This is a genomic window from Solibacillus silvestris (assembly GCF_051967575.1).
GTDB classification, from domain to species: Bacteria; Bacillota; Bacilli; order Bacillales_A; family Planococcaceae; genus Solibacillus; species Solibacillus silvestris_B.
The window spans coordinates 1-24,757 of record NZ_JBQCJW010000011.1 but is presented as its reverse complement, the minus strand read 5'-3'; the positions used below and the strand labels follow the sequence as shown (position 1 = coordinate 24,757).

24 protein-coding genes and 1 other annotated feature are annotated in these 24,757 nt (G+C 39.1%); of the genes, 10 read left to right on the top strand and 14 right to left on the bottom strand.

What is annotated here, in order from left to right:
* Positions 1–123 precede the first annotated feature (123 nt).
* The 3 genes from ACTHOQ_RS09225 to ACTHOQ_RS09215 all read left to right on the top strand — a co-directional run bounded on the left by ACTHOQ_RS09225 (position 124) and on the right by ACTHOQ_RS09215 (position 1,458).
* Entirely contained in the window at positions 124–438 is a 315-nt protein-coding gene (locus tag ACTHOQ_RS09225) for a hypothetical protein (protein WP_440495668.1), read from the top strand.
* A gap of 133 nt (positions 439–571) precedes the next feature.
* Positions 572–775, top strand: a complete 204-nt coding sequence (locus tag ACTHOQ_RS09220; RefSeq protein WP_339172676.1) for a helix-turn-helix transcriptional regulator — start codon at positions 572–574, stop codon at positions 773–775.
* Positions 775–1,458 carry a DUF3169 family protein gene (locus ACTHOQ_RS09215; protein WP_440495666.1) on the top strand — a complete coding sequence of 228 codons (684 nt, stop codon included), beginning with the start codon at positions 775–777 and terminating at the stop codon, positions 1,456–1,458. The genes ACTHOQ_RS09220 and ACTHOQ_RS09215 overlap by 1 nt, the downstream gene beginning before the upstream one ends.
* A gap of 41 nt (positions 1,459–1,499) precedes the next feature.
* Here ACTHOQ_RS09215 and ACTHOQ_RS09210 read toward each other — a convergent pair whose 3' ends face one another.
* The 6 genes from ACTHOQ_RS09210 to pepV form a co-directional block, all read right to left on the bottom strand.
* Positions 1,500–2,360, bottom strand: coding sequence for a YtnP family quorum-quenching lactonase (locus ACTHOQ_RS09210; RefSeq protein WP_440495664.1), 861 nt, complete (start codon positions 2,358–2,360; stop codon positions 1,500–1,502).
* Positions 2,361–2,458: 98 nt separating this feature from the next.
* Entirely contained in the window at positions 2,459–3,115 is a 657-nt protein-coding gene (gene trmB / locus ACTHOQ_RS09205; protein ID WP_440495663.1) for a tRNA (guanosine(46)-N7)-methyltransferase TrmB, read from the bottom strand.
* A gap of 65 nt (positions 3,116–3,180) precedes the next feature.
* Positions 3,181–4,101, bottom strand: coding sequence for a diacylglycerol/lipid kinase family protein (locus tag ACTHOQ_RS09200; RefSeq protein WP_440495661.1), 921 nt, complete (start codon positions 4,099–4,101; stop codon positions 3,181–3,183).
* A 3-nt stretch (positions 4,102–4,104) separates the two neighbouring features.
* Complete coding sequence (locus tag ACTHOQ_RS09195) at positions 4,105–5,106, bottom strand: nuclease-related domain-containing protein (protein ID WP_440495660.1); 1,002 nt, start codon at positions 5,104–5,106, stop codon at positions 4,105–4,107.
* Between the two features lie 116 nt (positions 5,107–5,222).
* On the bottom strand, positions 5,223–6,074 hold the full coding sequence (dat, locus tag ACTHOQ_RS09190; protein WP_440495659.1) for a D-amino-acid transaminase: 852 nt from the start codon (positions 6,072–6,074) through the stop codon (positions 5,223–5,225).
* A gap of 20 nt (positions 6,075–6,094) precedes the next feature.
* A complete protein-coding gene (pepV, locus tag ACTHOQ_RS09185) occupies positions 6,095–7,489 on the bottom strand; it encodes a dipeptidase PepV (RefSeq protein ID WP_440495658.1) in 1,395 nt (464 codons plus the stop codon).
* Between the two features lie 397 nt (positions 7,490–7,886).
* Here pepV and ACTHOQ_RS09180 point away from each other — a divergent pair, with 397 nt between their 5' ends.
* Positions 7,887–8,108, top strand: a complete 222-nt coding sequence (locus ACTHOQ_RS09180) for a DeoR family transcriptional regulator (protein WP_008408196.1) — start codon at positions 7,887–7,889, stop codon at positions 8,106–8,108.
* A gap of 187 nt (positions 8,109–8,295) precedes the next feature.
* Here the strand turns inward: ACTHOQ_RS09180 and ACTHOQ_RS09175 are convergent, their stop codons facing one another.
* Both ACTHOQ_RS09175 and ACTHOQ_RS09170 read right to left on the bottom strand, forming a co-directional pair.
* Positions 8,296–9,009: a pseudouridine synthase gene (locus ACTHOQ_RS09175; RefSeq protein ID WP_440495656.1), complete on the bottom strand. Its 714-nt coding sequence runs from the start codon at positions 9,007–9,009 to the stop codon at positions 8,296–8,298.
* 47 nt (positions 9,010–9,056) lie between these two features.
* A complete protein-coding gene (locus ACTHOQ_RS09170; protein ID WP_440495655.1) occupies positions 9,057–10,673 on the bottom strand; it encodes a putative polysaccharide biosynthesis protein in 1,617 nt (538 codons plus the stop codon).
* Positions 10,674–10,938: 265 nt separating this feature from the next.
* Between ACTHOQ_RS09170 and ACTHOQ_RS09165 the strand changes: the two genes are divergently transcribed.
* Together ACTHOQ_RS09165 and ACTHOQ_RS09160 are read left to right on the top strand one after the other, a co-directional pair.
* Positions 10,939–12,201 (top strand): BaiN/RdsA family NAD(P)/FAD-dependent oxidoreductase, encoded by a 1,263-nt coding sequence (locus tag ACTHOQ_RS09165; RefSeq protein WP_440495653.1) that lies wholly within the window; start codon positions 10,939–10,941, stop codon positions 12,199–12,201.
* A gap of 79 nt (positions 12,202–12,280) precedes the next feature.
* Positions 12,281–13,096: a cysteine methyltransferase gene (locus ACTHOQ_RS09160; protein ID WP_440495652.1), complete on the top strand. Its 816-nt coding sequence runs from the start codon at positions 12,281–12,283 to the stop codon at positions 13,094–13,096.
* A 153-nt stretch (positions 13,097–13,249) separates the two neighbouring features.
* On the opposite strand, the gene trhA is transcribed toward ACTHOQ_RS09160, so the two are convergent.
* From trhA to ACTHOQ_RS09145, 3 genes are all read right to left on the bottom strand, one after another.
* A complete protein-coding gene (gene trhA / locus ACTHOQ_RS09155) occupies positions 13,250–13,891 on the bottom strand; it encodes a PAQR family membrane homeostasis protein TrhA (protein ID WP_440495651.1) in 642 nt (213 codons plus the stop codon).
* A 574-nt stretch (positions 13,892–14,465) separates the two neighbouring features.
* Positions 14,466–14,900: an SRPBCC family protein gene (locus ACTHOQ_RS09150; protein ID WP_440495650.1), complete on the bottom strand. Its 435-nt coding sequence runs from the start codon at positions 14,898–14,900 to the stop codon at positions 14,466–14,468.
* A gap of 84 nt (positions 14,901–14,984) precedes the next feature.
* Positions 14,985–15,392 (bottom strand): hypothetical protein, encoded by a 408-nt coding sequence (locus tag ACTHOQ_RS09145; RefSeq protein ID WP_440495648.1) that lies wholly within the window; start codon positions 15,390–15,392, stop codon positions 14,985–14,987.
* A gap of 304 nt (positions 15,393–15,696) precedes the next feature.
* Here ACTHOQ_RS09145 and ACTHOQ_RS09140 point away from each other — a divergent pair, with 304 nt between their 5' ends.
* A complete protein-coding gene (locus ACTHOQ_RS09140) occupies positions 15,697–17,412 on the top strand; it encodes an HD-GYP domain-containing protein (RefSeq protein ID WP_440495646.1) in 1,716 nt (571 codons plus the stop codon).
* 69 nt (positions 17,413–17,481) lie between these two features.
* Here the strand turns inward: ACTHOQ_RS09140 and ACTHOQ_RS09135 are convergent, their stop codons facing one another.
* The 3 genes from ACTHOQ_RS09135 to ACTHOQ_RS09125 all read right to left on the bottom strand — a co-directional run bounded on the left by ACTHOQ_RS09135 (position 17,482) and on the right by ACTHOQ_RS09125 (position 22,425).
* A complete protein-coding gene (locus ACTHOQ_RS09135) occupies positions 17,482–18,162 on the bottom strand; it encodes a response regulator transcription factor (protein WP_440495644.1) in 681 nt (226 codons plus the stop codon).
* Positions 18,163–18,462: 300 nt separating this feature from the next.
* On the bottom strand, positions 18,463–20,877 hold the full coding sequence (leuS, locus tag ACTHOQ_RS09130; protein WP_440495642.1) for a leucine--tRNA ligase: 2,415 nt from the start codon (positions 20,875–20,877) through the stop codon (positions 18,463–18,465).
* A 112-nt stretch (positions 20,878–20,989) separates the two neighbouring features.
* Positions 20,990–21,204 (bottom strand) — a binding site (T-box leader).
* A gap of 51 nt (positions 21,205–21,255) precedes the next feature.
* The gene (locus ACTHOQ_RS09125) at positions 21,256–22,425 is read right to left on the bottom strand and encodes an MDR family MFS transporter (protein WP_440495640.1); all 1,170 of its coding nucleotides are present in this window, start codon (positions 22,423–22,425) and stop codon (positions 21,256–21,258) included.
* 135 nt (positions 22,426–22,560) lie between these two features.
* On the opposite strand from ACTHOQ_RS09125, the gene mnmL reads away from it, so the two are divergent.
* From mnmL to ACTHOQ_RS09110, 3 genes are read left to right on the top strand one after another with little or no spacing between them, the layout of a single operon-like run.
* Positions 22,561–23,517, top strand: a complete 957-nt coding sequence (gene mnmL, locus ACTHOQ_RS09120; protein ID WP_440495638.1) for a tRNA modification radical SAM protein MnmL/YtqA — start codon at positions 22,561–22,563, stop codon at positions 23,515–23,517.
* Positions 23,514–24,095: a tRNA 5-(aminomethyl)-2-thiouridylate-methyltransferase MnmM gene (gene mnmM, locus ACTHOQ_RS09115; RefSeq protein ID WP_440495637.1), complete on the top strand. Its 582-nt coding sequence runs from the start codon at positions 23,514–23,516 to the stop codon at positions 24,093–24,095. Before mnmL ends, mnmM begins: the two co-directional genes overlap by 4 nt.
* A gap of 41 nt (positions 24,096–24,136) precedes the next feature.
* A complete protein-coding gene (locus ACTHOQ_RS09110; RefSeq protein ID WP_440495636.1) occupies positions 24,137–24,550 on the top strand; it encodes a pyrimidine dimer DNA glycosylase/endonuclease V in 414 nt (137 codons plus the stop codon).
* Positions 24,551–24,757 lie beyond the last annotated feature (207 nt).

Below are 24,757 nucleotides of genomic sequence, written 5' to 3'. Positions count from 1 at the left end.
TTTGCACTCATTATAACATAAAATTCAGACAATATTTCGACTTTCGGACTTTCTATTATTTTTACTCTATTTTAAGAGTATGATAAAGTAAACATAGTGAATATTTTGAGGAGGTATTTTGGAATGAACTTAAAAGATTTTACAATAGGCGTTGCAACTGGGGTGGCAGCTGCCGTAATCGTGAAAGAAATGAGCAATCGGGTTGCACCATATGCGAATCCAGATCAAATTTTAACGAATATTAAAGATGAATTTAAAAAGCAGGCACCGATTGATGGTTCTTGGATTTATATGAAAACGGAAAATTTCAGCAATGGGTTTACAGAAACGCCTGTATATCGCGGCGGTATTTCCCGCACGATGAACGGTGAGCTGGAAAACTATGAATTCGCGGCGGACGCACGTTCTGGCGCGATTGTGGATATTAAACAAATATAATGTAAAGAATGCGATGACGTAATTTTAGTCATCGTATTTTTTGGTCCACATATAAAAGTATTTTAGTCATTTTGACAAAATTACTTGTCAACTTGACTCAATTACTTTACAATTATATGCAAGAGGTGAAGAAATGAAAACAAGACTAAAGGAGTTGCGAGCAAGATATCAGTTAAACCAAACCGAATTAGCAAAACGCGCAAAAGTATCAAGACAGACGATTAGCCTGATCGAACGCGAAGAACTCGTCCCTTCACTATTAATAGCCGTAAGAATATCAAAAATTTTGAATGAACCGATTGATGAGATTTTTATTTTTGAGGAGGAGGAATTGTAATGAAACGAACGATAAAGCAGTTTTTATTTGGAGGTATTATTGGGGGACTTATAGGATCCTTTATCGTAACAGGCGGATTTACACTGCCGTTATACGAAATTGCCACAGAGATGACCATTGTTTTTTTAGGCATTGCGCTTCTGTTAGCTGTAGGAGGCTTCGTCAAATTAGCCCAGTTAAAAAGACATTCATTACAGCAACATAGCGGTGAAGACGAAGATTTGCAGGAAGAGAATTTATATAAACTGTACAGTGATGCTTCATTGGCAATTAATATGTCATTGATTATCAGTATTGTAGGAGCTTGTGCAGGTATTATTACAAAACAGTCAGTCGTTATTCAAATTGTATCAATTCCCGCTATATTATTAGCTATTATCGCTACACCAATAGTAGGCAATTATATCAAATATGTATATCCGTACCGTGAAATCCCTTCTTATAATGATAAGCACTATACGAAAAAGATGTTTGAAATGTCCGACGAAGGCGAACGCCATATTATGTTACAAGGATTATATTCCGCATTTAATTTGACGAATGTTTTATTACTTTGTTCATTGTTACTATGCATGTTCTATTCAGTCGTATCCGGTGAATCCCAGCTTTTCGCCATCCTTATCATCGCTATAATTATGATTACTGTAAACACTCAGTATATGCTGAAAGTACGTAATCAATAATAAAAGCACCTGCATCGATAATCATGCAGGTGCTTTCGTGTTTACTTAATTAATGCCGGTTTCGAACGTTCCAGGCTGTCTGTTACTTCCTTGCCTGTTGCATCCCACTGAATCATGCGGTAATACGCATCATGATAGAAAATAAAGCGGTAGCCATTAGATAATGCTTCTTTCATCAGCTTTTCCTTCGCGAACACGCTCGTCATCGGATAGTCGTCATACGCCAATACCCATAGCGGATTCTGATGTGCATGTGTTGGCATTATGTCCGCCATATGAAGCGCCACTTCGCCATTCTGCTCCAGTCGAATAATCGCATGCCCCTCACTGTGACCACCTGTATGAATCATTTTTAAACCTGACGCCACTTCCAGCTCGCCTTCATATGTTTTGACTAAATGCTCGACAGGCTCCCAGTTTTCTTTCCAATACGTATTTTTTGAGCGAATGTTTGGATTGCGCATTTCGTTCCATTCAATTTGCGTCGTGTAAATAACAGCATTCGGAAATACCGGGACAAGCTTGTCGCCTTCCCATTTCGTTAAGCCCCCTGCATGATCGAAATGAAGATGCGTCATTAAAACCGCGTCGATATCAGTAGGCTTTAGACCGACTTCCTCTAAGCTTGTTTCGATTGTCGACTCTTCCGAAATACCGAAATTGCGGATTTGCTTTTCATTTAATTTGCCTGCACCGACACCAGAATCGACCAAGTAATTTTTCCCTTCATATTGAATTAAAATCGGTTCACAAGCTAATTCAATTTGGTTTAGTTCGTTTACTGGGTATTTGCGCGACCATAGTGCTTTTGGCACTACCCCAAACATAGCCCCGCCATCCAATGCTGTTACACCACCATGCAGCCATGTTAGTGTCATATTGTGAAATTCGAATCGATCCATTTTTCCATCCCCCAAATCATAAATTAGTTTGATTGTAAAAAGACATATAATGCCCCAATTCAGGCATTATACCATTCTTTTCCCTGCACGAAAGAAAGCTATTCGTTTCCCTTTATGCGAAATTGACATTCTAGTCGATAAATTGGTTGACCGAGCTTTGAGAATTTCTCCTCATACTCTGTCATAATATTATCTTCCGGCATATTCGCATGTAAATCCAATGATACATATTTTAATGCCATACCATATTCATTCATGCTTACTAGCGAATATTCAAAAAGACCACGGTTGTCCGTTTTGAAATGGATTTCCCCGTTATCGACTAAAATGTTTTCATAAATTTTCAAGAAGCCTTCATGTGTTAGGCGACGCTTTGCATGGCGCACTTTTGGCCATGGATCCGAGAAGTTTAAATACACTCGGTCTACATCGCCTTTCGCAAAGAACTGTTCTAGCTTTTCACCATTCACTTTTAATAGGCGCAAGTTCGCCGGCTTTTTCGCTGCTTCGATTTTTTCCAATGCACAGACAATGACACTGTCAAATAATTCAATGCCGATATAGTTGATGCCCGGGTTTTGCAGGGCCATCCCTAATACGAATTGTCCTTTGCCTGTACCGACTTCTATATGAATCGGGTTGTCATTTCCAAACGCTTCATTCCATTTGCCTTTAAAATTTTCAGGATCTGGAATAATCACATCCGGATGCTCCTTTATATAATCTGCTGCCCATGGTTTATGCTTTAATCTCACTTGCTTATCCTCTTTTCTATTGTATACCTGCCACATATTATAACGGAAAATAGCTATATTTGCTTTTATTTTGCTAATTTCCATGCTTTTTTATGAACCGTTAGTTGAATTTTGTTTTGACCATGCGCCAGCTTTTGCTTTTCGCCATCTGCATGCGCCATAACGGGTTGGTCAAATATTAATTGAATGTCCTTTGCCGAAAACTGATGAACTTCCTTCAAACGTGTATGCTTTGCTAAAAATACACTGCCAAAAAGGAATAATAATTTCCGCTTGGATAAATTGGATACGATAGTCACTTCCAATATTCCGTCAGATGTATTGGATTCAGGCGATAAATTCATGCCGCCCCCGAAATACGGCTGGTTGCTTACTGTTGCAAACCAGACGTTTTTAAAATGCCGTTCTTCCCCGTTTTTTACAACAGCCAGCTGAAACGGTTTATATGTAAATAAAGCCAAAATCACGTAATATGGATAGCTTAGCTTTCCTAGCCTCCATTTGTTTAATGACTTTTTCAGCTTGGACTCATTTGCCGTAAATGCTACCAATGCGTCGAAGCCGACACCAAAATTATTGATGAATCGCCTCTGCTCCTCATTTACTGAGGCGATTCCATAATCATGAAGGGAACTGTTTAAAGTTTCGGTAAATCGCTCCACCTGTTCGACCGTTTCAAATGTTTCATAACCTCGCGCAAAATCATTGCCGGAGCCAGCCGCAACCGCTCCGATATATACATTTTCAAAATTTAACGCCCCATTAAGGACTTCATGAATTGTCCCATCACCGCCAAACGCGATTATACAAATGGGGTTTTCCTTCGTAGCGCATTGGGCAATTTCCTTTGCGATTAACAATGTATGGCCTGCATATTGTGACCTATGGATTGTATATTGTATTGTCAATTGCTGCTCAAATTGCTGCCAGCGCTTTATTCCACGCCCATTTCCCGCATATGGGTTAATAATGAAATGTACTTGCATTCATTAAACTTCCTTATCCTCTGTATTCCAAATATCGCGATGGAAGGAAGTTGTCTGGACCGTATTCAAAATCGTTTGTGCTGCGCGAATTTGCATATGCTTCATCGGGGAAACAGAGCGTTTTAAATAGTTCATCCATTCGGGGAATTTTCGCTTATCGACAAACGAAATGCCGTACATTGTCCCTGGGTAATCAATATAGCCGTTTCGTGTAAGCAGTATTTTGCGGATTGGCAATTCGATATTGTTTTGGGTAAAGATTTGCTCTACGACTTTTTCCATTCTGTTTAATTGAATTAAAGGGCTTAACACCTTTTTTTCATTTTTCCCGACTTTTTTAAGCCAAAAACGCTCACTGTTTGCGATGAACACCGCTTGTTCCTCCTGCTCCAATACGGTAACGCATAAACACTCTGTCGGCGTTAGTATAATAATGTCCAACTCGATCGGGGCTTTTTTCACGCGTATAATCGGATAATAAAATATTAAATAATTATCAGGCAATGTTTGCAGCATCGCGCGCAATAAAGTATCCCGCATAAACTTTGGATCAACATAGGATTTTTCGCGCAATGTCGAGCTTGCCCATTTCATTTGAAAATGGAAAAACTGATCGACGAACATTTTCTTCAATTCTTCCAGTGTGTGTGGTGTATATACGAGATTCGGTTCAAATAATAAGGTTGTGTCTTCTTCATGAATTTCATCATTGTCGACAGCCCAATCATTTGTGATCACCACCTTCTCGATATCTTCTTGTTCTTGTTCTTCTTCAAGCTTCTCTTTTTTAAATGGAAAGATTTTTTGAAATAGAGATGTTTTCTTTTCTTCCTGCACATCTTCTTCATCCAAATGTTCCCACCGTTCAATCATGTCACCTGTTTGCCATTGATGCTTTATACGGTCCCAATGGTTTTGCTTTAAACGAATAAACTGTGTCGGATAGCGCGCTAAATCGATTTCATAGCGCGAAATATAATCTTGAAGTTTTACTAACTGAGCCATTTTATCTTCTCCCTAAATTCATGCCTAATTGTTTTTACTTTGTATTTTACAGGTTATCGGCAAAAAAAAATAGCGCATTGCAAATAAGCAATACGCTAATTTATTGTATTTATGAATTATGCACCTATCCCTTTAGGAATTTTCGTTTCGAATTGCGCTTGTAATTTACGTGTCCATTCCCCTGGTGCTCCATTGCCGATCACTGTTCCATCCACTTCGACAATCGGTGTCACTTCTGAAGTCGTTGATGATACAATTACTTCTTCCATCGCGAGCAGTTGCTCTTTTGTCATCGGTTTTTCGCTTACAGACAGACCGATTTCACCTGCGCATTTAATGATCACTTGTCGCGTAATGCCATTTAAAATTAAATTGTTCGCTGGATGTGTATAAAGCACACCCTCTTTAATGCCGTAAATATTGGACGAAGAGCCCTCTGTAACGACATCGCCGCGATGCAAAATTGCTTCATAGCACCCTTTTTCAAATGCTTCTTGCTTTGCCAATACCGCACCTAGCAAATTCAATGATTTAATATCACATCGCAGCCAGCGAATATCTTCCACAAATGTCGCCTTCACGCCTTTTTCGAAATTTTCGTACGGGCGCGGATTTTCCTTTGCATTTCCCGTTAATACTGGTTTTACAGCATCACTAGGGAAAAGATGATTACGAGGACCCGCACCGCGTGTAATTTGGAAATATACATGTCCTGTATCAATATTGTTCGCTTCCACTAATTGATGCAACAATTGATGCAGTTTGTCTTTTGTGTAAGGAATTGCAATACGGATTTTTTCAGCGCTGTCATAAAAACGGTCAATATGCTCTGTCGCTGTAAACAGCTCCCCATTATACACTTTCACAACTTCATATACACCGTCACCGAATTGGTAACCACGGTCTTCCTTATCGACGATTACTTCCTCATCTTTTACAATTTGGTCATTCCATAAACTATAGCTCATCTCATATACCACCTTTTTTATTAGTTTGTTGCCAATTTTACGATTGCTTCTGCATAAATCGCGGTCGCTTTTATCAGGTTTTCTATATCGACAAATTCATCTGCTTGATGAGCAACATCCGGTTCACCAGGAAATAGCATCCCGAATGCCACTCCCTTTTCCATAACGCGCGCATATGTCCCGCCGCCAGTTGACAATGGCTTCGAATAATCATTGCTGTATTTGCGGTACACTTGCAATAATGTATGAACAAGCTCATCATCCTCGCCTACATAATGCGGAATGGAGTTGCTCGCCACATCCAGCGTAAATGCCTCTTGCTGCAATAACATTTGAGCTTTCGTTATTTTTTCTTCAAAAGGATAGGTTACGGAATAGCGCATACTAATTTCAATTGATGCACCACATTCATCAAATGCGACAATCCCGGGATTCAATGTTGTCGGTCCTGACATTTCATCTTCAAAATGGAATTGCAATGCAGTGCCATAATGGTCATTGCCAAAAAGTTTCACGATAAAATCAACAAAAGTTTTACTTTGCTTTGTTATTACGGTATTTTGCAGAAATTCCGCTAAATAAACCGCTGCATTTCGGCCTTTCTCCGGTTCCATTGCATGGGCTGATTTTCCTTTAACAACTATTATAATCCCATTTTCCGTTTCAGTGTATGTGCCTTCAACATTATTTTCCGTTAAATATTTCTGAAAATTCTCATTTGCGCAGGAGTCGGCATATTTTAAAGTAGCAGTCGCCTCATCCGGCACCATGTTGATTCTTTTTCCAGCGTGGAATGAAATGAGCTGCTCATCGGATGCTCTTTTTTCTTTTCCGGAAAAAATGAGGTGGGCAATTCCCTTTTCAGCATTGATTAAAGGGAAATCCGCATCCGGCGCAAAACCGATTGTCGGCATTTCTTCTTTTTCAAAATAACGGTCCACACATCGAAAACCGCTTTCTTCGTCTGTCCCGATAATCATTCGAACACGTTTTTTCAAAGGTATGTCCGCATCATGAATCATCTTCATCGCCAACCATGCCGCAATTGTCGGTCCTTTATCATCAATGGCGCCGCGACCAAATAATTTGCCGTCCACAACATGCCCTTCAAAAGGAGGATATGTCCAGCTTTGAAGATTCCCTGCAGGAACAACATCAACATGGCATAATACCCCGACAATTTCCTCACCTTGCCCCATTTCAATATGTCCCGCCATTTGGTCAATATTTTTTGTTTTCATTCCTTGGGCTGCCCCTTTTTGAAGCATGAAATCCAGAGCCGCTTTCGGACCAGCGCCAAAAGGCATTAAATCAGAAAAGTTTCTTTCATCTTTCACACTTTCGATTTGGATCAATTGCTGCAATTCCTCGATCAATTCCTGCTTTCTTACATGCGCCATTTGTAGCCAATCCATAAACACACCTCATTTTTTTAATATCGTTATTGTACTCCTTCTAATCGAAAATACAATATACAATTTAGTTTTAATTGTTTTAGCTGTCATCATATGATGGATAATAACATTTAAAGGAAATCGCCTCTATTGTATCGAATAATCATTATTAACTATCTTTACTAGTAATATTAAATATATGAATTTTCTGTAAAGTTATCAATAAATGCATGTCTATTATGGAAATTCATTTAATTTTTCGCTATAATGTATGTGTCAGAACATTTATTCTGGCAAAACTTTCAGAAAAGGGGATGTCTAAGGCAAACATTTAAAGCCTAAGTGCACTCCGCACATATTTTGTCGTCCGCTAGTCTTATGCCATGAGAATTTAAGATCGAAGGAGTGGTTTTTGGATATGAAACCAACTACTGATAGAATGCTTAATCGTATTAAAGACGTGTATATGTTTATCCTCAATAAAGGAGAAGTGACTACACAGGATTTAGTCGAAGAGTTTAACATCACTCCTCGCACCATTCAAAGAGATTTGAATGTGTTAGCCTTCAATGACTTGGTAATGAGCCCAAGTCGAGGTAAATGGACAACGACGAAGAAAAAAGTAAAAATGACATCTTAGAATTTTTGAAAGCGGCTGATTCTTATTTTGTGAGAAAGGACTAATTTGTCCCAACATAACTTAAGGTGTCGATCAGTTACACAATGCAATATTTTGGACGTTGCGATTTAGCGAAACGCCCACTTAGTTCTTGACACGCAGAACTAAAAAAAGCGAATGCCTTTTCGTCGGGGCATTCGCTTTTTCCTTATTCATGTGCTGCCAAAAGAGCAAGTTCCTGTTCTGTAAGCTCCCGATATTCGCCTAATGCCAACTGTTCGTCTATTTGCAGCGGTCCCATCGATATCCGTTTTAAATATGTCACCTTTTTGCCAACTGCCTCAAACATGCGCTTCACTTGATGGAATTTACCTTCCTGGATCATCAGCTCGATTTCGGATTGTTCATCGGAAACTAATATTTTTAATTGACCAGGCTTCGTCTTGTATCCGTCATCCAATGTTACCCCTTGTGCAAAAACCTCGATATCATGCTCTGTCACAACTCCATCGATTTTCGCATAATACCATTTTGGCACATGCTTTTTCGGGGACAATAAATTATGTGCTAATTTGCCGTCATTTGTAATGAGCAGCAATCCTTCTGTATCTTTGTCAAGCCGCCCTACAGGAAACGGCTCAAAATGTTGAAAAGAAGGATCCAACAAATCAATCACTGTCTGATCATAGCGGTCTTCTGTCGCGGATATGACACCGGGCGGTTTATTCATCATTAAATATATAAATTCCACATATTCGATACGCTCCCCTAAAACAGAAATATTTTGTTTTTCGGGGTCGACATGCATCGCCGAGTCTTTTACTGTCATGCCATCCACGGTTACCGCCTTTTGCTTTAATAATTGCTTTACTTCTTTTCGCGAGCCGTAGCCCATATTTGCCAATAATTTATCTAATCGCATAATGCCCTCCAATCAACTATGCCTTGGCGTAATCGCTTTCGTATTTTTTATTTTACCAAACGCAATTTTCGTGCAATTTTTGTTAGCTTATCCCCTAATAATAGCTGCGCCAATCCTAATTTATACGAAATCGTTCCGTATATAACTACCCCTACCGCTGCACAAACCATTGCATAAATTAATGCCAATAGCTTGGATGTTGCTGGAGCGATCGCTGTCAACGCCATATGTGTCAACAAAACAGCGCAGGCCATTAACACTGTTAAAAGAATAATCAATAAAATACGGCGCAATGCAACTTTCGCTTTGTAGTTCGTCACTTTATGGATTACATAAATATTAATGACAATTGTAGTAATATAGCCAAGCGCCGTAGCTAAAATTGCGCCATCCACTGACATGAGATGGATAAGCGGCGTGTTTAAAATCGTTTTCACGAACAAGCCTGCCAATAGACTGAATACGACCCATTTTTGATAATCTACACCTTGCAGTATCGCGGCTGTTACGGTGAATAGCGCAAAGAAAATCGCAAGCGGTGCATAATGGCTCAACACCTGTGTCCCCATTTCACTGTATGAATAGAAGAAATGGTATAAGTCATCCGCCAAAATCGAAATTCCGATAGCAGCAGGCACGGTGATGAATAGCAGCACTTGATATGTCTTATCCATCGCATTGTGCACTTGCTGTAAATTTCCTTCCGTGAAAAATTTCGTGACAGTCGGAATAATTGCCATTGAAAAGCCTGTCGCTAAAACGACTGGGATCATGACGATTTTTTGTGTCAACAGGTTTAGCATCGTGAAATAAGTATCGGTAATTTCAGCTGATATTCCACTGGCGATCATCGCTCTGTTGAATGTCAGCATATCGACAAGCTGGAATAACGAGCTTCCAAGTCCGACGAATACAACTGGAATCGAATATTTGAAAATTTCCTTATACATCGTTGTATATGGCAGCTGATACTGCTTCGGAGCGATAACTTGAACAGCTTTAATTTCAGGCCGCAGTTTCTTCCAAAAGTAAAATAGCGTAACAAGCCCGCCGATTGCCCCAATGAATGCCGCAAATACCGATAAATTAATTGCCGTAATGATACTCCCATCAAATACATTGACGACGATAAATGCGCCGCCCAATAAAAAGACTATTCTTATAAGCTGCTCGATTAACTGAGATACAGATGTCGGCAAATAATGCCCGTACCCTTGCAAATACCCGCGCACTAAACTCATGAACGGCACGACAATGAGTGCATAGCTTACCCATTTAATGACATTGGCAATTTGCTCGACCGAAAATGCCTGTTCCTCATCCACAATGACGATATTGGCAATTGGCTCTGCAAGCAAATTCATCAAAATAAACGCCGCAACTCCTGTAAGCGTCATAAGCAGGGCACCTGTTTTTACTAAGCGCCGCCCCGCATCATAATCTCCAAGCGCATTATACTTCGAAACGAACTTTGATACAGCGATTGGCAGTCCTGCGATGGCAATACTTAACATTATGTTATATGGAATGTAGGCATAGTTGTACAAAACAATGTTCTCTTCGCCTACAATGGCGTAAAACGGGAAAATATAAATTAACCCTAAAAGCTTCGATAGAAACAAACCAATCGTTAAAATGGCTGTTCCTTTCATTAATGAAGACATGAAATAACCTACCGTTTCTATATGAAAATTCGCGTTTTATACCAAATCAGATTATTTTCCTCCATTGGTAACCAGGAATGTTTTTACATTATTTTACTTCTACTTGTGACGGGACTGAGACGAAAAAGTTCCCCGACATTTCCTTTTACAAGTTTACATGTGAAAGACCATTTACTCAAATAGTTTCTTCATTTCATGTATAATAAGGAATAGAAAAAATCCGTTGAAAAGAAAATTTTAGTTAAAGAAAGTGAGAAATTATTATATGTTTGATGTCATTATTATTGGAGGCGGCCCATCAGGATTGATGGCAGCGATTGCCGCAGCCGAGAAAAATAAAAAGGTGCTGCTGCTTGAAAAAGGCTCAAAGCTCGGCAAAAAGCTCGCAATTTCAGGCGGGGGGCGCTGCAACGTAACAAACCGTTTGTCAGCGGAAGAAATTATTAAGCATATTCCCGGCAATGGGCGTTTTTTGTATAGCCCTTTTACCGTTTACAACAATGAAGATATTATCGCATTTTTTGAAGGGCTTGGCGTACCGCTGAAAGAAGAAGACCATGGCCGCATGTTTCCTGTATCTGATCGTGCACAAGATGTCGTTGATGCTCTCGTAAACGAAATGAGACGTCTAAACGTGGAAATACGTTTGCACACAGCCGTCAATAAATTATTGATGGATGATGAACAAATTTACGGTGTTCGATTGGAAAACGGGGAGGAAATACGTACAAAAGCTGTTGTTGTGGCAGTTGGCGGTAAAGCCGTTCCACAAACAGGCTCTACCGGGGACGGCTATCCATGGGCAGAGCGTGCCGGCCATACAGTAACAGCATTATATCCAACAGAAGTGCCTGTCACATCAAAGGAACCATTTATCCAATCCCGCGAACTGCAAGGACTGGCATTGCGCGATGTTGCGGTATCCGTCCTGAATAAAAAAGGGAAGGTGCTCGTAACACATCAAATGGATATGTTATTTACACATTTCGGCTTAAGCGGGCCTGCAATATTACGCTGCAGTCAATTCATCGTCAAAGAGCAGCTAAAAACCGGCAGTGCCCCGGTGCAAGTACGCATTCAATCATTGCCAAACTACAATGAAGAAACATGCTTCCAAATGTTGAATAAAATGATTAAAGAAGAACCGAAAAAAGCAGTGAAAAACTTGTGGAAGTCGCTTGTGCCTGAACGTTGGCTCTTATTTTTGATGGAGCGTGCAGGGATTGATCCCATATTGACAGGAATTGAATTATCGCAAGAGAAAATCCGGAACTTTGCACGCGAGCTTGTCGCATTTACGATGGATGTTCATGGTACACAACCGATCGAAAAAGCATTCGTCACAGGCGGCGGTGTTTCCGTAAAAGAAATCGAGCCAAAAACGATGGCTTCCAAGAAAAAACGAGGACTTTATTTCTGTGGTGAAATTTTGGATATTCACGGTTATACTGGTGGTTATAATATTACATCTGCGCTCGTTACCGGACGGATTGCGGGAATGAGTGCTGCACAAAGCGAAAGTTACTAATTTTCACAGGAAAATACTAGAACTCCTAATCATTCCCTAGTATCATAAAAGGTACGTACACTCAGGAGGATACTGCACGATGCATAATTCTGAAACAAAACAAACAATGCTTTATTTAGCATCAGATGAGCTTATGCAAACTCATTTATCTTGCAAAAAAATAAATGATAGCAACAAAGATGAATTTACGTTTTCAATTCGGGCTTTCTGCTATGTTGAAAAAAATGATTTCTATGCAAAAAGCGTCCCTTTAAAATTAATTCTCGGATTGAATAAACAAGGGGTTGGAATGACACTTGCCGTCGATTTAGTAAATATACCGAATGTTTTTCCAATGCAGCTGAAAAAAATTATTGAGCATTTGCAAAAAAGTCCCGCACTTTTACAGGCGGTATGTCAGCAACTTGACAAAATCGCCACTTCAGAATCAATTGAAGAAGCGATACAAGCAAAACTGGCCAAACATTTTTTAATGGAAAACGCAGCAAAAGGAATTACCAGCTTCACGACAAACCGCCAAGCAAACCAGCTATACTGGCTTACGCATCAAAATCAAATCATATCAAAAATAAGTCCTTTTAAAATAGATTCCGAAGGCGGACATATTGCATTTACTGTCCAAATCGGGTTCAAACATGATTTTATTATGCAATGTTATGAAGTGGAATGCATGATGCATCTTTTCAATGAAGAGGATAAGTTGGGCTACTATTTCGAACTTTATCTGGATCAGGAAAATTACCATCATCAGCTTCTGTACGAAACATTGCCCGACCAATTTATGGATAACAAAGCGTTTTTAAATCAAGTTTTAGATGAGATGAAAAAACGCAACGAAGAACATTATGACGATTACTTGCAAGATTTGATTGAAAAGTTTACGGCTAGCATTTAATCAAATTACCGTTATCATAATCGGGTCCGGATTTTTGGCTTATCCTTCAGATTGCCCATAACAATCCGGGATTTCCGCCAATTCAGCACGTATCCGTAACATATGCTGAATGAATATAAAGAGTCAATTCCATATGCCGGAATTGACTCTTTTTTATACATATAAGTAAATTGCCAAAAACATCGCTACGCTACCGCCCATTACGAATAAATGCCAAATTGCGTGATTGTACGGAATGCGGTTATTTTTATAGAAATATGTGCCGACAGTATAGCAAAGGCCCCCGATTAATAATGCAGCAAAACCTGCTGTTCCAATATGGCCAAACAACGGCTTTGCGACAAAAATAATGATCCAGCCCATGCCGATATATACGAGAAGCGATAATAATTTAAAACGGTAAACGAAAAATTGTTTTAATACAATGCCGGCTAACGCCAATGTCCATTGTATCGCGAAAATGGTCCAGCCTAATTTCCCGCCAATAGCAACTAATACAACGGGTGTGTATGTTCCGGCAATCAATAAGAAGATAGAGCTGTGATCAAGCTTTTTCAGAAATGTTTTATGTGTTGGCCATGCATGATACATCGTTGAGGCAAAATATAAGCAAAACATTGATATTCCAAAAATAACATAGCTAATGAGCTCAATTGCCGAGCCATGATTTTGTGCTTTATCCACTAACAGCAATGTGGCCGGAATCGTCAATAATGCGGCAATCCCATGTGTCATTCCGTTCCAAAACTCTTCCTTCGTGCTATACCCGCTTTGTTCCACCATGATTTGTGCCATAAAACCACCTCTTTCTTATCACTATTATAAAGAACTGAAGGTAATTGCTATAGAAGAAGTTGTCATATGTTCCATGTGATATTTATCATAAGTTTTCAAGCAAATCTGCTTCTGGGATGAAGGGGGATCCGCTGTTACTGGTTACGAGACGAGTTTAAATGCAAACGCTAATCAATAGACGGAGAAATTCCGCTTAATTAGAAAATACAATCAAAAATGATCTAAATAGACGGAAAAATTCCGTTTATTGACCTAAAAAACATGAAAATGGATAGTTTTTCTTTGGATAACCGGAAAATCTCCGCTTATTTCCCTTGAAACGTGCCTTATTGCACAAATAGCCGGAAAATCTCCGTTTAATTATTTTTTATTCCCTTAATTAAGAGCCAGGATCTCTATTAGTAAATTGGAATTTTGCCCAATACTAGCAAGAAGATTAAATTAAAATGAAATAACCGCAGTTTGCCTGGACAGGGATAATACTTTCTTGCAAAGTTATCACGATGCTAAAATCTATCATACCCATAACATAAAAAAACCCACTGGAAACGGTTTTCCCAGTGGGTTAGTTTTGCTAGGCTTGAATATGACGTGCAATTTTTTCCGTGAGGCGTGTTGTTACTTTCGGCAATAACATTTTAATCGCCGGATTTAACACCGCCCCTGAAAAACCGCCCGCCGCAATTTCCACCGTGCCTGTCATATATGTACCGCCATCTTTTGGCTCAGCTTTGAATTCGCCGCCGCCTTTGAAATTATCCGACAGTCCTTTAATTTCAAATCTAATCGTTGATGGCTCGATCATTTCCACGATCTTAATTTCCAATTCCACTTTTTTCGATAAGCCTTTAAAGTTTCCTTCGAATGTCCAGTGCGAAGTTTGTGCGTCCACTTCCTTATGCCCTTTATATGCAGGAACCAATACTGCCCATTTTTCGATTTTACTGACGAATGCCCAAACCTTCTCCTGGCTTACTGGAATTTGTACTGAATGCGATGCTTGTGCCATATTACTACACTTCTTTCTTCATAAGTCTTTAAATGATGTCATTTACTATTCTAGTATTGCATAGAAACCGCTATGACTGAATAGTTATTTTTGACTGTCATGCAACAATTGAGCGGCTTGCTGCAATTTTTCGCTCGGAATTTCGTCGATTGTAAGTCCCGCATCGCCATCAAATGCTATTTGGCCGATATTCATTGTCATTAATGGCTGCTCTTCCAGCAATATAACTAGTTTTGTAAACGACTGCGGAATGTCTTGCCACTCCGATTTTGAGCCTGTCGCATGAATTTCCATCGCATAATACACGGAATCATCTATTTCAATACGTTCGCCAATCGTTAAATTTGCATTTGGCACCAGAAAATTTTGCTCAGCCGTTTCAAATGTTAAATACGGCTCATTTCTCGCTAAAAAAGCGGCCTGTTCGTATGTTGTCACGAAATGGATTTTAAATTGATTGCTTGAATTATATAATTTCTGCGTAATATTCACCGGTATTACTTGTACGAGCTTTTCTTCAAATGGAGTATTTTTTCTGCCGGAAAAGGTTTCATAAATTTATTTGTTTATTAGATCCCAAACTAAATACCCAAATAAAATGCCTGTATTTCGTTTCCACTATGAAAATGTTATAAATCCTTTATACCAGGTTTCCTCTTTATTTTCCCAAAAAACAAAGTACTTTTTCATCAGATTTTTTTGAATATTTGATAAAAAATATCCAAAATTACAGAACTTTGACATATAATAGTATTTGCATTGTATTTAATCTGATTACTTATAAGGGGTGTATCCATTGTCAAAAATAGAACAACTTTTGATTCAGGATGTGGAACCTGGAGATGTTCTTGCTCATGATATTTTTTTTGATCGTCAATTGCTTATGAAAAAAGACAGCATCTTAACTGAAAAGGGTCTTGAACTACTAAGAAAAAAAAGCGTTCAATTCATATCCATTTATTACAAAGAAAAGCCTGTGATTTCTGTAGATTTCCCTACTTTTGACACGCCAATCGAAAATTCTCCCGCTGATGGAAGTATGGTTTTCAATTTTTCCGATAGCTCGCGCAATGAATCGGGAAACAAATTCGACTTCTATGCTATTTTAGCAGAGCTCGATATTGAAATTCGCTATGGTCAACTATTAAAAGAAGAAGCCAATATTGATTATTTGCAAAAAACTTTGTACTCGATTGTTGCCCATCCGACATATGCCGATTATTTGCTGCAGCTCAAGAAATGGGACTACCATTCTTATTTGCACTGTTTTGATGCCTATATTATCGGCACGTTATTTGCCCGCCATTTAAATATTGAGCATGTAGAGCAGCTTGCAATTGGTTATTTGTTGCATGATATCGGGAAATTGAAAATTCCTCAGCAGCTTTTGCAAAAGCCTGGCCGACTGACAGCAAAAGAATTTGAAACAATGAAAGCCCATACATTATATGGTGAAGCCATTTTTAACCAAATCGGATTATCTGATTTATCATATATTGCTAAATCCCATCATGAGCGTCGGAATGGCGAAGGCTACCCGGATAGTGTCCCGGCATTTTATACGACAGAGCTTGAGCTTCTGCAAATTGTCGATGTCTATTCAGCGATTACGATGAAGCGGCCTTATCGTGATGCGATGCGTGCTGCTGACGCATTTAGTTTGCTGTACCGGGATGAGGATAAATTTAATGGTGATTTATTAACGAAATTTGTTGATTTCATAGGGATTTACCCTGAAAACTCGATTGTACTCCTGTCAGATGGTCTTCATGGAATCATCGAGAAAGCAAATCCGCTATTCCCTACATCTCCACGCGTGAAATGTATGGAGACGAATTCATCATTCCATATTTCGATCAATAATGACATAACGATTTTGAAAATGATTTCTCACCAAACAGAAGATAAAACAGAGCTGTTGAATACGTTTTACAATGAATTAGTAAGCGCAAATGTAGAAAGCGCGAAGAAAACATACTTAAAGATTGTCGATAATTTTAAAGTGGCAGAGTATTTCACCAAAATTTTTATACCTGTCTACCAGATTTTAAATTTACTAAAGATGCAAAATGCCATTTACGATACGAAATACACACAAGTCGTCCAATATATGGAGCAATTAATGCAGCAAAAAATTGATGAACAAATCGAAAATGATTTGTATCATGAAAATGTATTGATTTTAGTAGATGAAAATTTTAAAAACGACTATTTTTTCAAAGTATTTTTAGGCTTGATTCACAATAATTATATCTTTCCTCATATTATGCCCATTCAATCAAGCTTGGAAGTGATTTTAACAAAGCTCGATACACATGACTTTTCGAAGACTTGTGTCATCTCAAACGGAAAAACGGACACTCTATTGCTGTCATATTTGCCAAATATGTATGAAGTGCCGAAAAATAAAATTGAACAATATTTAATCGATTTAATCGGAGACAATAAAGATAGCTTTGATTTCCATTATTTATTGGAAAAGCTCGCTGTTTCTCCGCCAATATTTATTTAAATGAGCTAAATATGCCGTATTTTTATTTTTTAAATACGAAAAAGTCTGCTTTGAATTTAAGCAGACTTTTCATTTCACTTCAAATTTATAGCCGAATCCTCTTACAGTTTGAATATATTGAGGCTTGGCCGGATTTGTTTCGATTTTCTTCCGCAGCATGCTAATATGGACAGTGACCGCCTTTAAATCGACAATCTCATCATAGCCCCATACATGATTTATAATTTGCTCGACACTTAAAACTTGGTTGCGATGCTCGACAAGATAAAATAGGATTTGCTTTTCTTTAGTAAATAAATGGAGCTGTTCGCCGCCTTTATAAACGCTTTTTTCTTCAAAATCGATGATGATATCATTTATTTCAATTTGCCTTTTTTTATGTACTTTTTTCCTATTTAAATGTGCTTTAATGCGAGCGATGACTTCTTTCGGGATAAATGGCTTCGTAATATAATCATCTGCGCCTACTTCAAACCCTTGCAATTTATCATCAACAGTATCATTGGCGGTTATGAAAAAAATGATCACCTCGGATTGCATTCGTATATCCTTCGCCAAATTGTAGCCCGACCCATCCGGCAAATTAATATCGATCAGCATTAAATCAATTTTTTGCATATCGAAAAGCTGCTTGCCTTCCTTTAATGATTTTGCCTTAATTACGCGATAACCTGCATTTTGAACATACAAAGAAAGTACTTCCAATATATCCGCATCATCTTCAATAATTAAAATCGCTGCATCATCCATTGATTTTCCTCCCTTCTACTTCGCTTCTTAACGTGCAATCGACGCTTACTACAAAATAATATCACATTTCCCAAAAGTTTCAAATTTTAGGTAACAGGAATAGTTGTAAAAACAAAGAAAATGCACTACATTCCCTAATAGAAAATGTAGTGCAATTTTAGGTTGCGGAGATATGAAACGATAAGTTTTTCAAGAAAATCTATATAAGAAACGGCATCATTTTGCTCTATTTGGCGCAAAATGTGTTTTTCTAACAATACTCCATCAAATATTTAGCGCTCCCCCATCATTGCCTTATATTTATTTAATGACGATATTCACTAATTTGCCTGGAATGACAATGACTTTTACAACCGATTTTCCTTCGATAAATTCCTGTACTTTGCTGTCCGCCAATGCTACTTTTTCTAATTCCTCTTTTGAAATATCTTTTGCAACATTCACTTTCGCGCGCACTTTACCTAATACTTGCACAACAATTTCAATTTCGTCATCCACTAGTTTCGATTCATCGAATGTTGGCCATTTCGCATAAGTGATCGTGTCTTCATGCCCTAAAATCGCCCAAAGCTCTTCAGCAATATGCGGCGCGATTGGTGATAAAAGTTTAACGAAGCCTTTTACATACTCTGTCGGGATTACTTCCGCTTTGTAGCAATCATTAATGAAGACCATCATTTGTGAAATCGCTGTGTTGAAGCGGATGCCTTCATAGTCTTCCGTCACTTTTTTCACAGTTTGGTGATACACTTTTTCTAATGTAGTATCAGCAGAATCCTGGATTTTTGCAGCTAGCTTCCCTTCATCTGTTACGAATAGACGCCAAATACGATCTAGGAAACGACGTGCCCCATCAAGACCGTTCGTGCTCCATGCGACAGAAGCTTCCAGCGGACCCATGAACATTTCGTATAGACGCAGTGTATCTGCACCGTGTGAAGCGATAATGTCATCGGGGTTTACAACATTGCCTTTTGATTTAGACATTTTTTCATTGCCTTCACCTAGAATCATCCCTTGGTTAAATAATTTTTGGAACGGTTCCTTCGTATGAACTAGACCTAAATCATAAAGCACTTTATGCCAGAAGCGTGCGTACAGTAAGTGAAGTACCGCGTGCTCTGCACCACCGATATAAATATCGACTGGAAGCCAGTGTTTTAATAGTTCTGGATCTGCAAGCGCCTGATCATTTTTCGGATCGATATAGCGCAGGAAGTACCATGATGAACCAGCCCATTGCGGCATTGTATTCGTTTCACGGCGGCCTTTTTTGCCTGTTACTGGATCAACTACATTCACCCATTCTTCAATATTGGCAAGTGGTGATTCACCTGTACCTGAAGGACGGATGTTTGTTGTTTTCGGTAACTCAAGTGGAAGCTCTTCTACAGGAATCGTAGTCATTGTGCCATCTTCCCAGTGAATTACTGGAATTGGTTCGCCCCAGTAGCGTTGACGGCTGAATAACCAGTCGCGCAGACGGTAAGTGATTTTCTTTTCCCCTACACCATTTTCCGCTAACCATTCAATTGCCTTCGCAATGCCGTCCGCTTTATTCAATCCGTTTAGGAAGTCCGAGTTAATATGCGCACCGTCACCTGTGAATGCTTCATTTTCGATGTCTCCGCCTTCAAGAACCGGAATGATTTCTAAATTGAATTCTTTTGCGAATTCATAGTCACGCTCATCATGTGCAGGAACAGCCATAATTGCACCAGTTCCGTATGTTGCTAATACATAATCCGCAATCCAGATCGGCACTTGTTTACCGTTGATCGGGTTTACTGCATAAGCACCTGTGAATACACCTGTTTTTTCTTTTGCTAAGTCTGTACGTTCTAAATCCGATTTTAATGATACTTTTTCCAGGTATGCTTCTACCGCTTCTTTTTGTTCTGCTGTAGTAATTTCAGCTACTAATTTATGTTCTGGTGCCAATACACAGTATGTCGCGCCAAATAATGTATCCGGACGTGTTGTGAATACTTCGAAGTTTTTGTCTGTGCCGGCAACTGTGAATTTCACTTGCGCGCCTTCAGAACGGCCGATCCAGTTACGCTGCATTTCTTTAATCGATTCCGGCCAGTCAACTTCTTCTAGATCATCCACAAGACGGTCTGCATATTTAGTAATACGCAGTACCCATTGTTTCATCGGGCGACGTACTACCGGGTGACCACCGCGCTCAGAAACTCCGTCGATTACTTCTTCGTTTGCAAGTACTGTACCTAATGCTTCACACCAGTTTACTGCCACTTCATCTACATATGCTAAATCCATTTCCACTAACTTAGTGAAAATCCATTGCGTCCATTTGTAGTATGACGGGTCTGTTGTGTTAATTTCACGATCCCAGTCATAAGAGAAGCCTAGCTCGTTAATTTGGCGTTTAAATGTAGCGATGTTTTTTGCTGTAAATTCAGCCGGGTCATTCCCTGTATCAAGTGCATATTGCTCTGCAGGTAAACCGAATGCATCCCAACCCATTGGATGAAGAACATTATACCCTTGCATACGTTTAAAACGAGATAAAATATCAGTTGCTGTATAACCTTCAGGATGTCCTACGTGCAGACCAGCACCTGATGGATACGGGAACATATCCAATGCATAAAACTTTGGTTTATCCATTTCATTTTCGGTTTTGAATGTTTTATTGACATCCCAAAACGCTTGCCACTTTTTTTCAATTTGCTGATGATTAAAACTCACAATAACTCCTCCTTTAAATTTATTCTTGCTGTGGTTTCCGTATTTTAGGCGTCTTCTCGAAAATTTAACAGAATATTTAAAAAATAAAAAAATCCCGTCCCATCTTATGATAAGAAGGGACGAGAGGTATTTTTACTCCCGCGGTACCACCCAAATTAGTGACACAGCACTCAGCTTCATTTCTTAACGCGAAAACACGGCCATTAGCTACTATTACTTCACTAAAGCAAACTCCGAGGCGAGTTCGATTTGACACTTACCGGCTTCCACCACCCGCCAGCTCTCTAAAAAGTGGGACCATCTACTATTCCTCATCACAGTCAAATTTATTATTTCATTCATTTTAACGAATTCGGCACAAAAGCACAAGTGGCTGTTTTATGATTGCGCTTTTTGCAGGGCACGATCGTAAATTAAACAAGGAATAATGGCAATGATCAGCGCTGCCGATAAAATGATCATCAATGCCTGCATACCATATAAATCGACCATAAAACCGCCAAATACAGGACCTATCATACGTCCGATAGTTGTTGCACTATTCACTAGACCTTGATAAAAGCCTTGTTGACCAAGGGGCGCCAGTTTATTGGCAATCATCGGAATAATCGGTGTAAAGAATACTTCGCCGAATGTTAATATGACCATTGCTGCCGCAAACATTTTAAAGCTTCCTGCAAAGTAAATGATTATGCAGGAAATGGACATTAAAACTAAACCTAATACTAGCTGATGCTTAATTTTCTTTTCCCATCTAGTGACAAGCGGCTTAATTATCGGCTGGACCGCTACAATCATCAAGCCATTAATCGTCCAAAGCAAGCTATATTGTGACAAGCTCATCCCCAATCCCTGTGTATACGAGGAGATGGTTGCACTCCACTGCGAATAGCTCAGCCAACATACGACTAAAGAAATACTTAATATACTAATGGCAATAATCGGTGCTTTATTTCTTCTTTTGGCATCGTCGCTGGAAAGGGACTTTGTCGTCATGCTAATCGCATCAAAGCGCCTATATGTCGTTAACACAAGTACAAAAAATACGGCATAGAAAAATAAATTTGCACTAAATACATAATCGAATTTTATATCTGCAACGATTCCTGCCAATGCCGGTCCAATCGCAACCCCAACATTATTAGCCAAAAAGATCGCATTAAATGCACGTCGGCCACCTTCAGGCCACGCACTCCCTGCAATCGCGTAAATTGCCGGATAGACGATTCCCCCACTAAAGCCCATCATCGCCAAAAATATAATGTACTGAGGCCAGTCATGCCATATCGTCAAAAGGGAAATTGATAATAAATTAAGCACAACTCCTATTAAAATTGCTTTATAGCCGCCTACTCTATCAAATAAATAGCCACCGACTAAATTACCGAAAACACCCGCAAGTGAATTCAGCATAAGAACAATTCCTGCGGTTGTTAAAGATTTCCCTAAATGATCATGAATGTAAATACTGTTTAGAGGCCATAAAAATGAATTTCCGACCGTATTTACGAACGTGCCAATAATTAAAAACCAAACTTGTTTCGGCACAGAGTTTCCCCCTTCAACATTTGCTCAATTTACAAGTCTATTCCTTCAAAGGAAAATGTACAAGAAAAAAGATTTTCTATTAGTACACGATGTTGCCTCCATGTTAGAATTAGACGTTAGAGGAGTGAACTAGGAATGACAGAAACGAATTTTCCTTTCCCGTCTGATGGGAAACGTTATTATACATGGAATCGTTATTTAAGAAATGAATTTGGCAAAAAGGTTTATAAAGTCGCATTGGATGCTGGCTTTGATTGTCCCAATCGAGATGGCACAGTAGCTTTTGGCGGCTGTACATTTTGTTCGGCTGCAGGTTCGGGTGACTTTGCCGGCGATAAAGTAGATCCGATTCCGGTGCAATTCGAAAAAATCAAAGAAAAGATGGAGAACAAGTGGAAAGATGGATTAACAATGGCCTACTTTCAAGCATACACAAATACGCATGCTCCACTTGAAGTATTAAAAGAGAAGTTTGAGGCGGCACTTGCTTGTGATGGGGTTATGGGGCTGTCAATTGCAACCCGTCCTGATTGCTTGCCTGATGATGTAGTCGAATATTTAGCTGAATTGAACGAACGCACATATTTATGGGTTGAGCTAGGGCTTCAGACAGTGCATGAAAAAACAGCAAATTTAATTAACCGCGCGCATGATTATGCAACTTATGTCGAAGGTGTCAATAAATTGCGCAAGCATGGCATCCGTGTTGTTACACATATTATTAACGGATTGCCGTTAGAGGATTACGATATGATGATGGAAACAGCCCGTGAAGTGGCAAAGCTTGATGTGCAAGGAATTAAAATTCATTTACTGCACCTCTTAAAAGGAACACCGCTCGTAAAGCAGTACGAAAAAGGAATGCTGGATTTTATGGAAAAAGACGCCTATATTCGACTTGTGGCGGATCAGCTCGAAATTATTCCCCCGGAAATGATTGTCCATCGTATTACAGGAGACGGTCCGATCGATTTAATGATAGGCCCGATGTGGTCTGTCAACAAATGGGAAGTGCTCAACGGAATCGATGCAGAACTAGAGCGTCGCGGCTCATATCAAGGCAAGCATTATAAGGCGGAACCGGCAAAATGATGATAGAGCGCGTTATCCAATATGCACAAACATTGTTGAAAAGGGCGGTCTCAGAAGGCGATATTACCGTTGACGCTACAGCCGGCAATGGACATGATACACTTTTTCTGGCAAATCTTGTCGGTGATGACGGCTATGTATATGCATTCGATATACAAAAACAAGCCGTTGATGCAACACTTCACCGCCTGCTTGACAATGCGTTGGAACATCGTGCCATCGTATTGAAAGACGGGCATGAAAATGTGACGAAATATATTAATAAACAAGTCGCCGCTGCTATATTCAATCTTGGCTACCTGCCTGGCAGCAACCATGAAATCGTCACAAAACCGAATACGACAATTCAGGCCATTGAAAGTCTTTTAAACCTGTTAAAAGTCGGCGGCATCATTGTTTTAGTCGTTTATCACGGACATGAAGGCGGAAAAGATGAGAGGGATGAAGTCATTCGCTATGTAAGCAATTTACCGCAAAAATATGTACATGTATTGCGCTATGAATTTATGAATCAAAAAAATGATCCACCCTTTCTTATTGCATTAGAAAAAGTGAAGGAATATTCAATAGAGAGCTAAAAAATTTTAGCTCTTTTTCATATCGCATTGAGGTGAATTTTATGCGTTTATGGCACACAAAACTAATTCCATATATCCCGAAAAGCCAGCTTCTTGCTCAGTGGCGGGAATTGAATAGCATTTTCGCTAAAGAAGATCGGCACATATTAATCAATTACATTTACGAATATCCAAAAGAGGATTTATATATTTACACAGACATCGTCCTGAAAGAGATGCGGGCGCGCAAAATTACCATTCGCGCCATTGATAAAATGGAGCGCTATTTTGCGGAAATTGCTGTGCCTCCCGATTATATGCCTTACAAAAGACATCACAACGAGGATTATTTAACAATTTGCTTTTATAATTTACGCGAGAAGTATATTCGAGGGCAAAAAGACTTTTCAAGTGAGCAATTTAACGCATTGCAGCAGTACTATGACACAAGAAAAAAAGATTGCACCTCATTGTGATAAACTATTCGGTTAGTGCTTATTCAAAAGCATAATATTCCGGTATAGAAAAAAGAGGCAGCCTTATAAGAGGGCACTGAAAAACTTACATTTTTTACGATGAATTAGTTTTTCAAACAAAAATAAGGCACTTTCCATTCGTTTTTGAATGGAAGGTGCCTTATTTCTTTCTTTTTTCCTACTCTTTTTCACTCAGTAGTTTGAGTA

What these genes read in the sequence shown, in the direction of transcription:
- ACTHOQ_RS09225 (WP_440495668.1), top strand. Translation starts at nt 124, where the DNA reads ATGAACTTAAAAGATTTTACAATAGGCGTTGCAACTGGGGTGGCAGCT.
- ACTHOQ_RS09220 (WP_339172676.1), top strand. Translation starts at nt 572, where the DNA reads ATGAAAACAAGACTAAAGGAGTTGCGAGCAAGATATCAGTTAAACCAA.
- ACTHOQ_RS09215 (WP_440495666.1), top strand. Translation starts at nt 775, where the DNA reads ATGAAACGAACGATAAAGCAGTTTTTATTTGGAGGTATTATTGGGGGA.
- ACTHOQ_RS09210 (WP_440495664.1), bottom strand. Translation starts at nt 2,360, where the DNA reads ATGGATCGATTCGAATTTCACAATATGACACTAACATGGCTGCATGGT.
- ACTHOQ_RS09200 (WP_440495661.1), bottom strand. Translation starts at nt 4,101, where the DNA reads ATGCAAGTACATTTCATTATTAACCCATATGCGGGAAATGGGCGTGGA.
- ACTHOQ_RS09195 (WP_440495660.1), bottom strand. Translation starts at nt 5,106, where the DNA reads ATGGCTCAGTTAGTAAAACTTCAAGATTATATTTCGCGCTATGAAATC.
- dat (WP_440495659.1), bottom strand. Translation starts at nt 6,074, where the DNA reads ATGAGCTATAGTTTATGGAATGACCAAATTGTAAAAGATGAGGAAGTA.
- pepV (WP_440495658.1), bottom strand. Translation starts at nt 7,489, where the DNA reads ATGGATTGGCTACAAATGGCGCATGTAAGAAAGCAGGAATTGATCGAG.
- ACTHOQ_RS09180 (WP_008408196.1), top strand. Translation starts at nt 7,887, where the DNA reads ATGAAACCAACTACTGATAGAATGCTTAATCGTATTAAAGACGTGTAT.
- ACTHOQ_RS09175 (WP_440495656.1), bottom strand. Translation starts at nt 9,009, where the DNA reads ATGCGATTAGATAAATTATTGGCAAATATGGGCTACGGCTCGCGAAAA.
- ACTHOQ_RS09170 (WP_440495655.1), bottom strand. Translation starts at nt 10,673, where the DNA reads ATGTCTTCATTAATGAAAGGAACAGCCATTTTAACGATTGGTTTGTTT.
- ACTHOQ_RS09165 (WP_440495653.1), top strand. Translation starts at nt 10,939, where the DNA reads ATGTTTGATGTCATTATTATTGGAGGCGGCCCATCAGGATTGATGGCA.
- ACTHOQ_RS09160 (WP_440495652.1), top strand. Translation starts at nt 12,281, where the DNA reads ATGCATAATTCTGAAACAAAACAAACAATGCTTTATTTAGCATCAGAT.
- trhA (WP_440495651.1), bottom strand. Translation starts at nt 13,891, where the DNA reads ATGGCACAAATCATGGTGGAACAAAGCGGGTATAGCACGAAGGAAGAG.
- ACTHOQ_RS09150 (WP_440495650.1), bottom strand. Translation starts at nt 14,900, where the DNA reads ATGGCACAAGCATCGCATTCAGTACAAATTCCAGTAAGCCAGGAGAAG.
- ACTHOQ_RS09135 (WP_440495644.1), bottom strand. Translation starts at nt 18,162, where the DNA reads ATGGATGATGCAGCGATTTTAATTATTGAAGATGATGCGGATATATTG.
- mnmL (WP_440495638.1), top strand. Translation starts at nt 22,561, where the DNA reads ATGACAGAAACGAATTTTCCTTTCCCGTCTGATGGGAAACGTTATTAT.
- mnmM (WP_440495637.1), top strand. Translation starts at nt 23,514, where the DNA reads ATGATGATAGAGCGCGTTATCCAATATGCACAAACATTGTTGAAAAGG.
- ACTHOQ_RS09110 (WP_440495636.1), top strand. Translation starts at nt 24,137, where the DNA reads ATGCGTTTATGGCACACAAAACTAATTCCATATATCCCGAAAAGCCAG.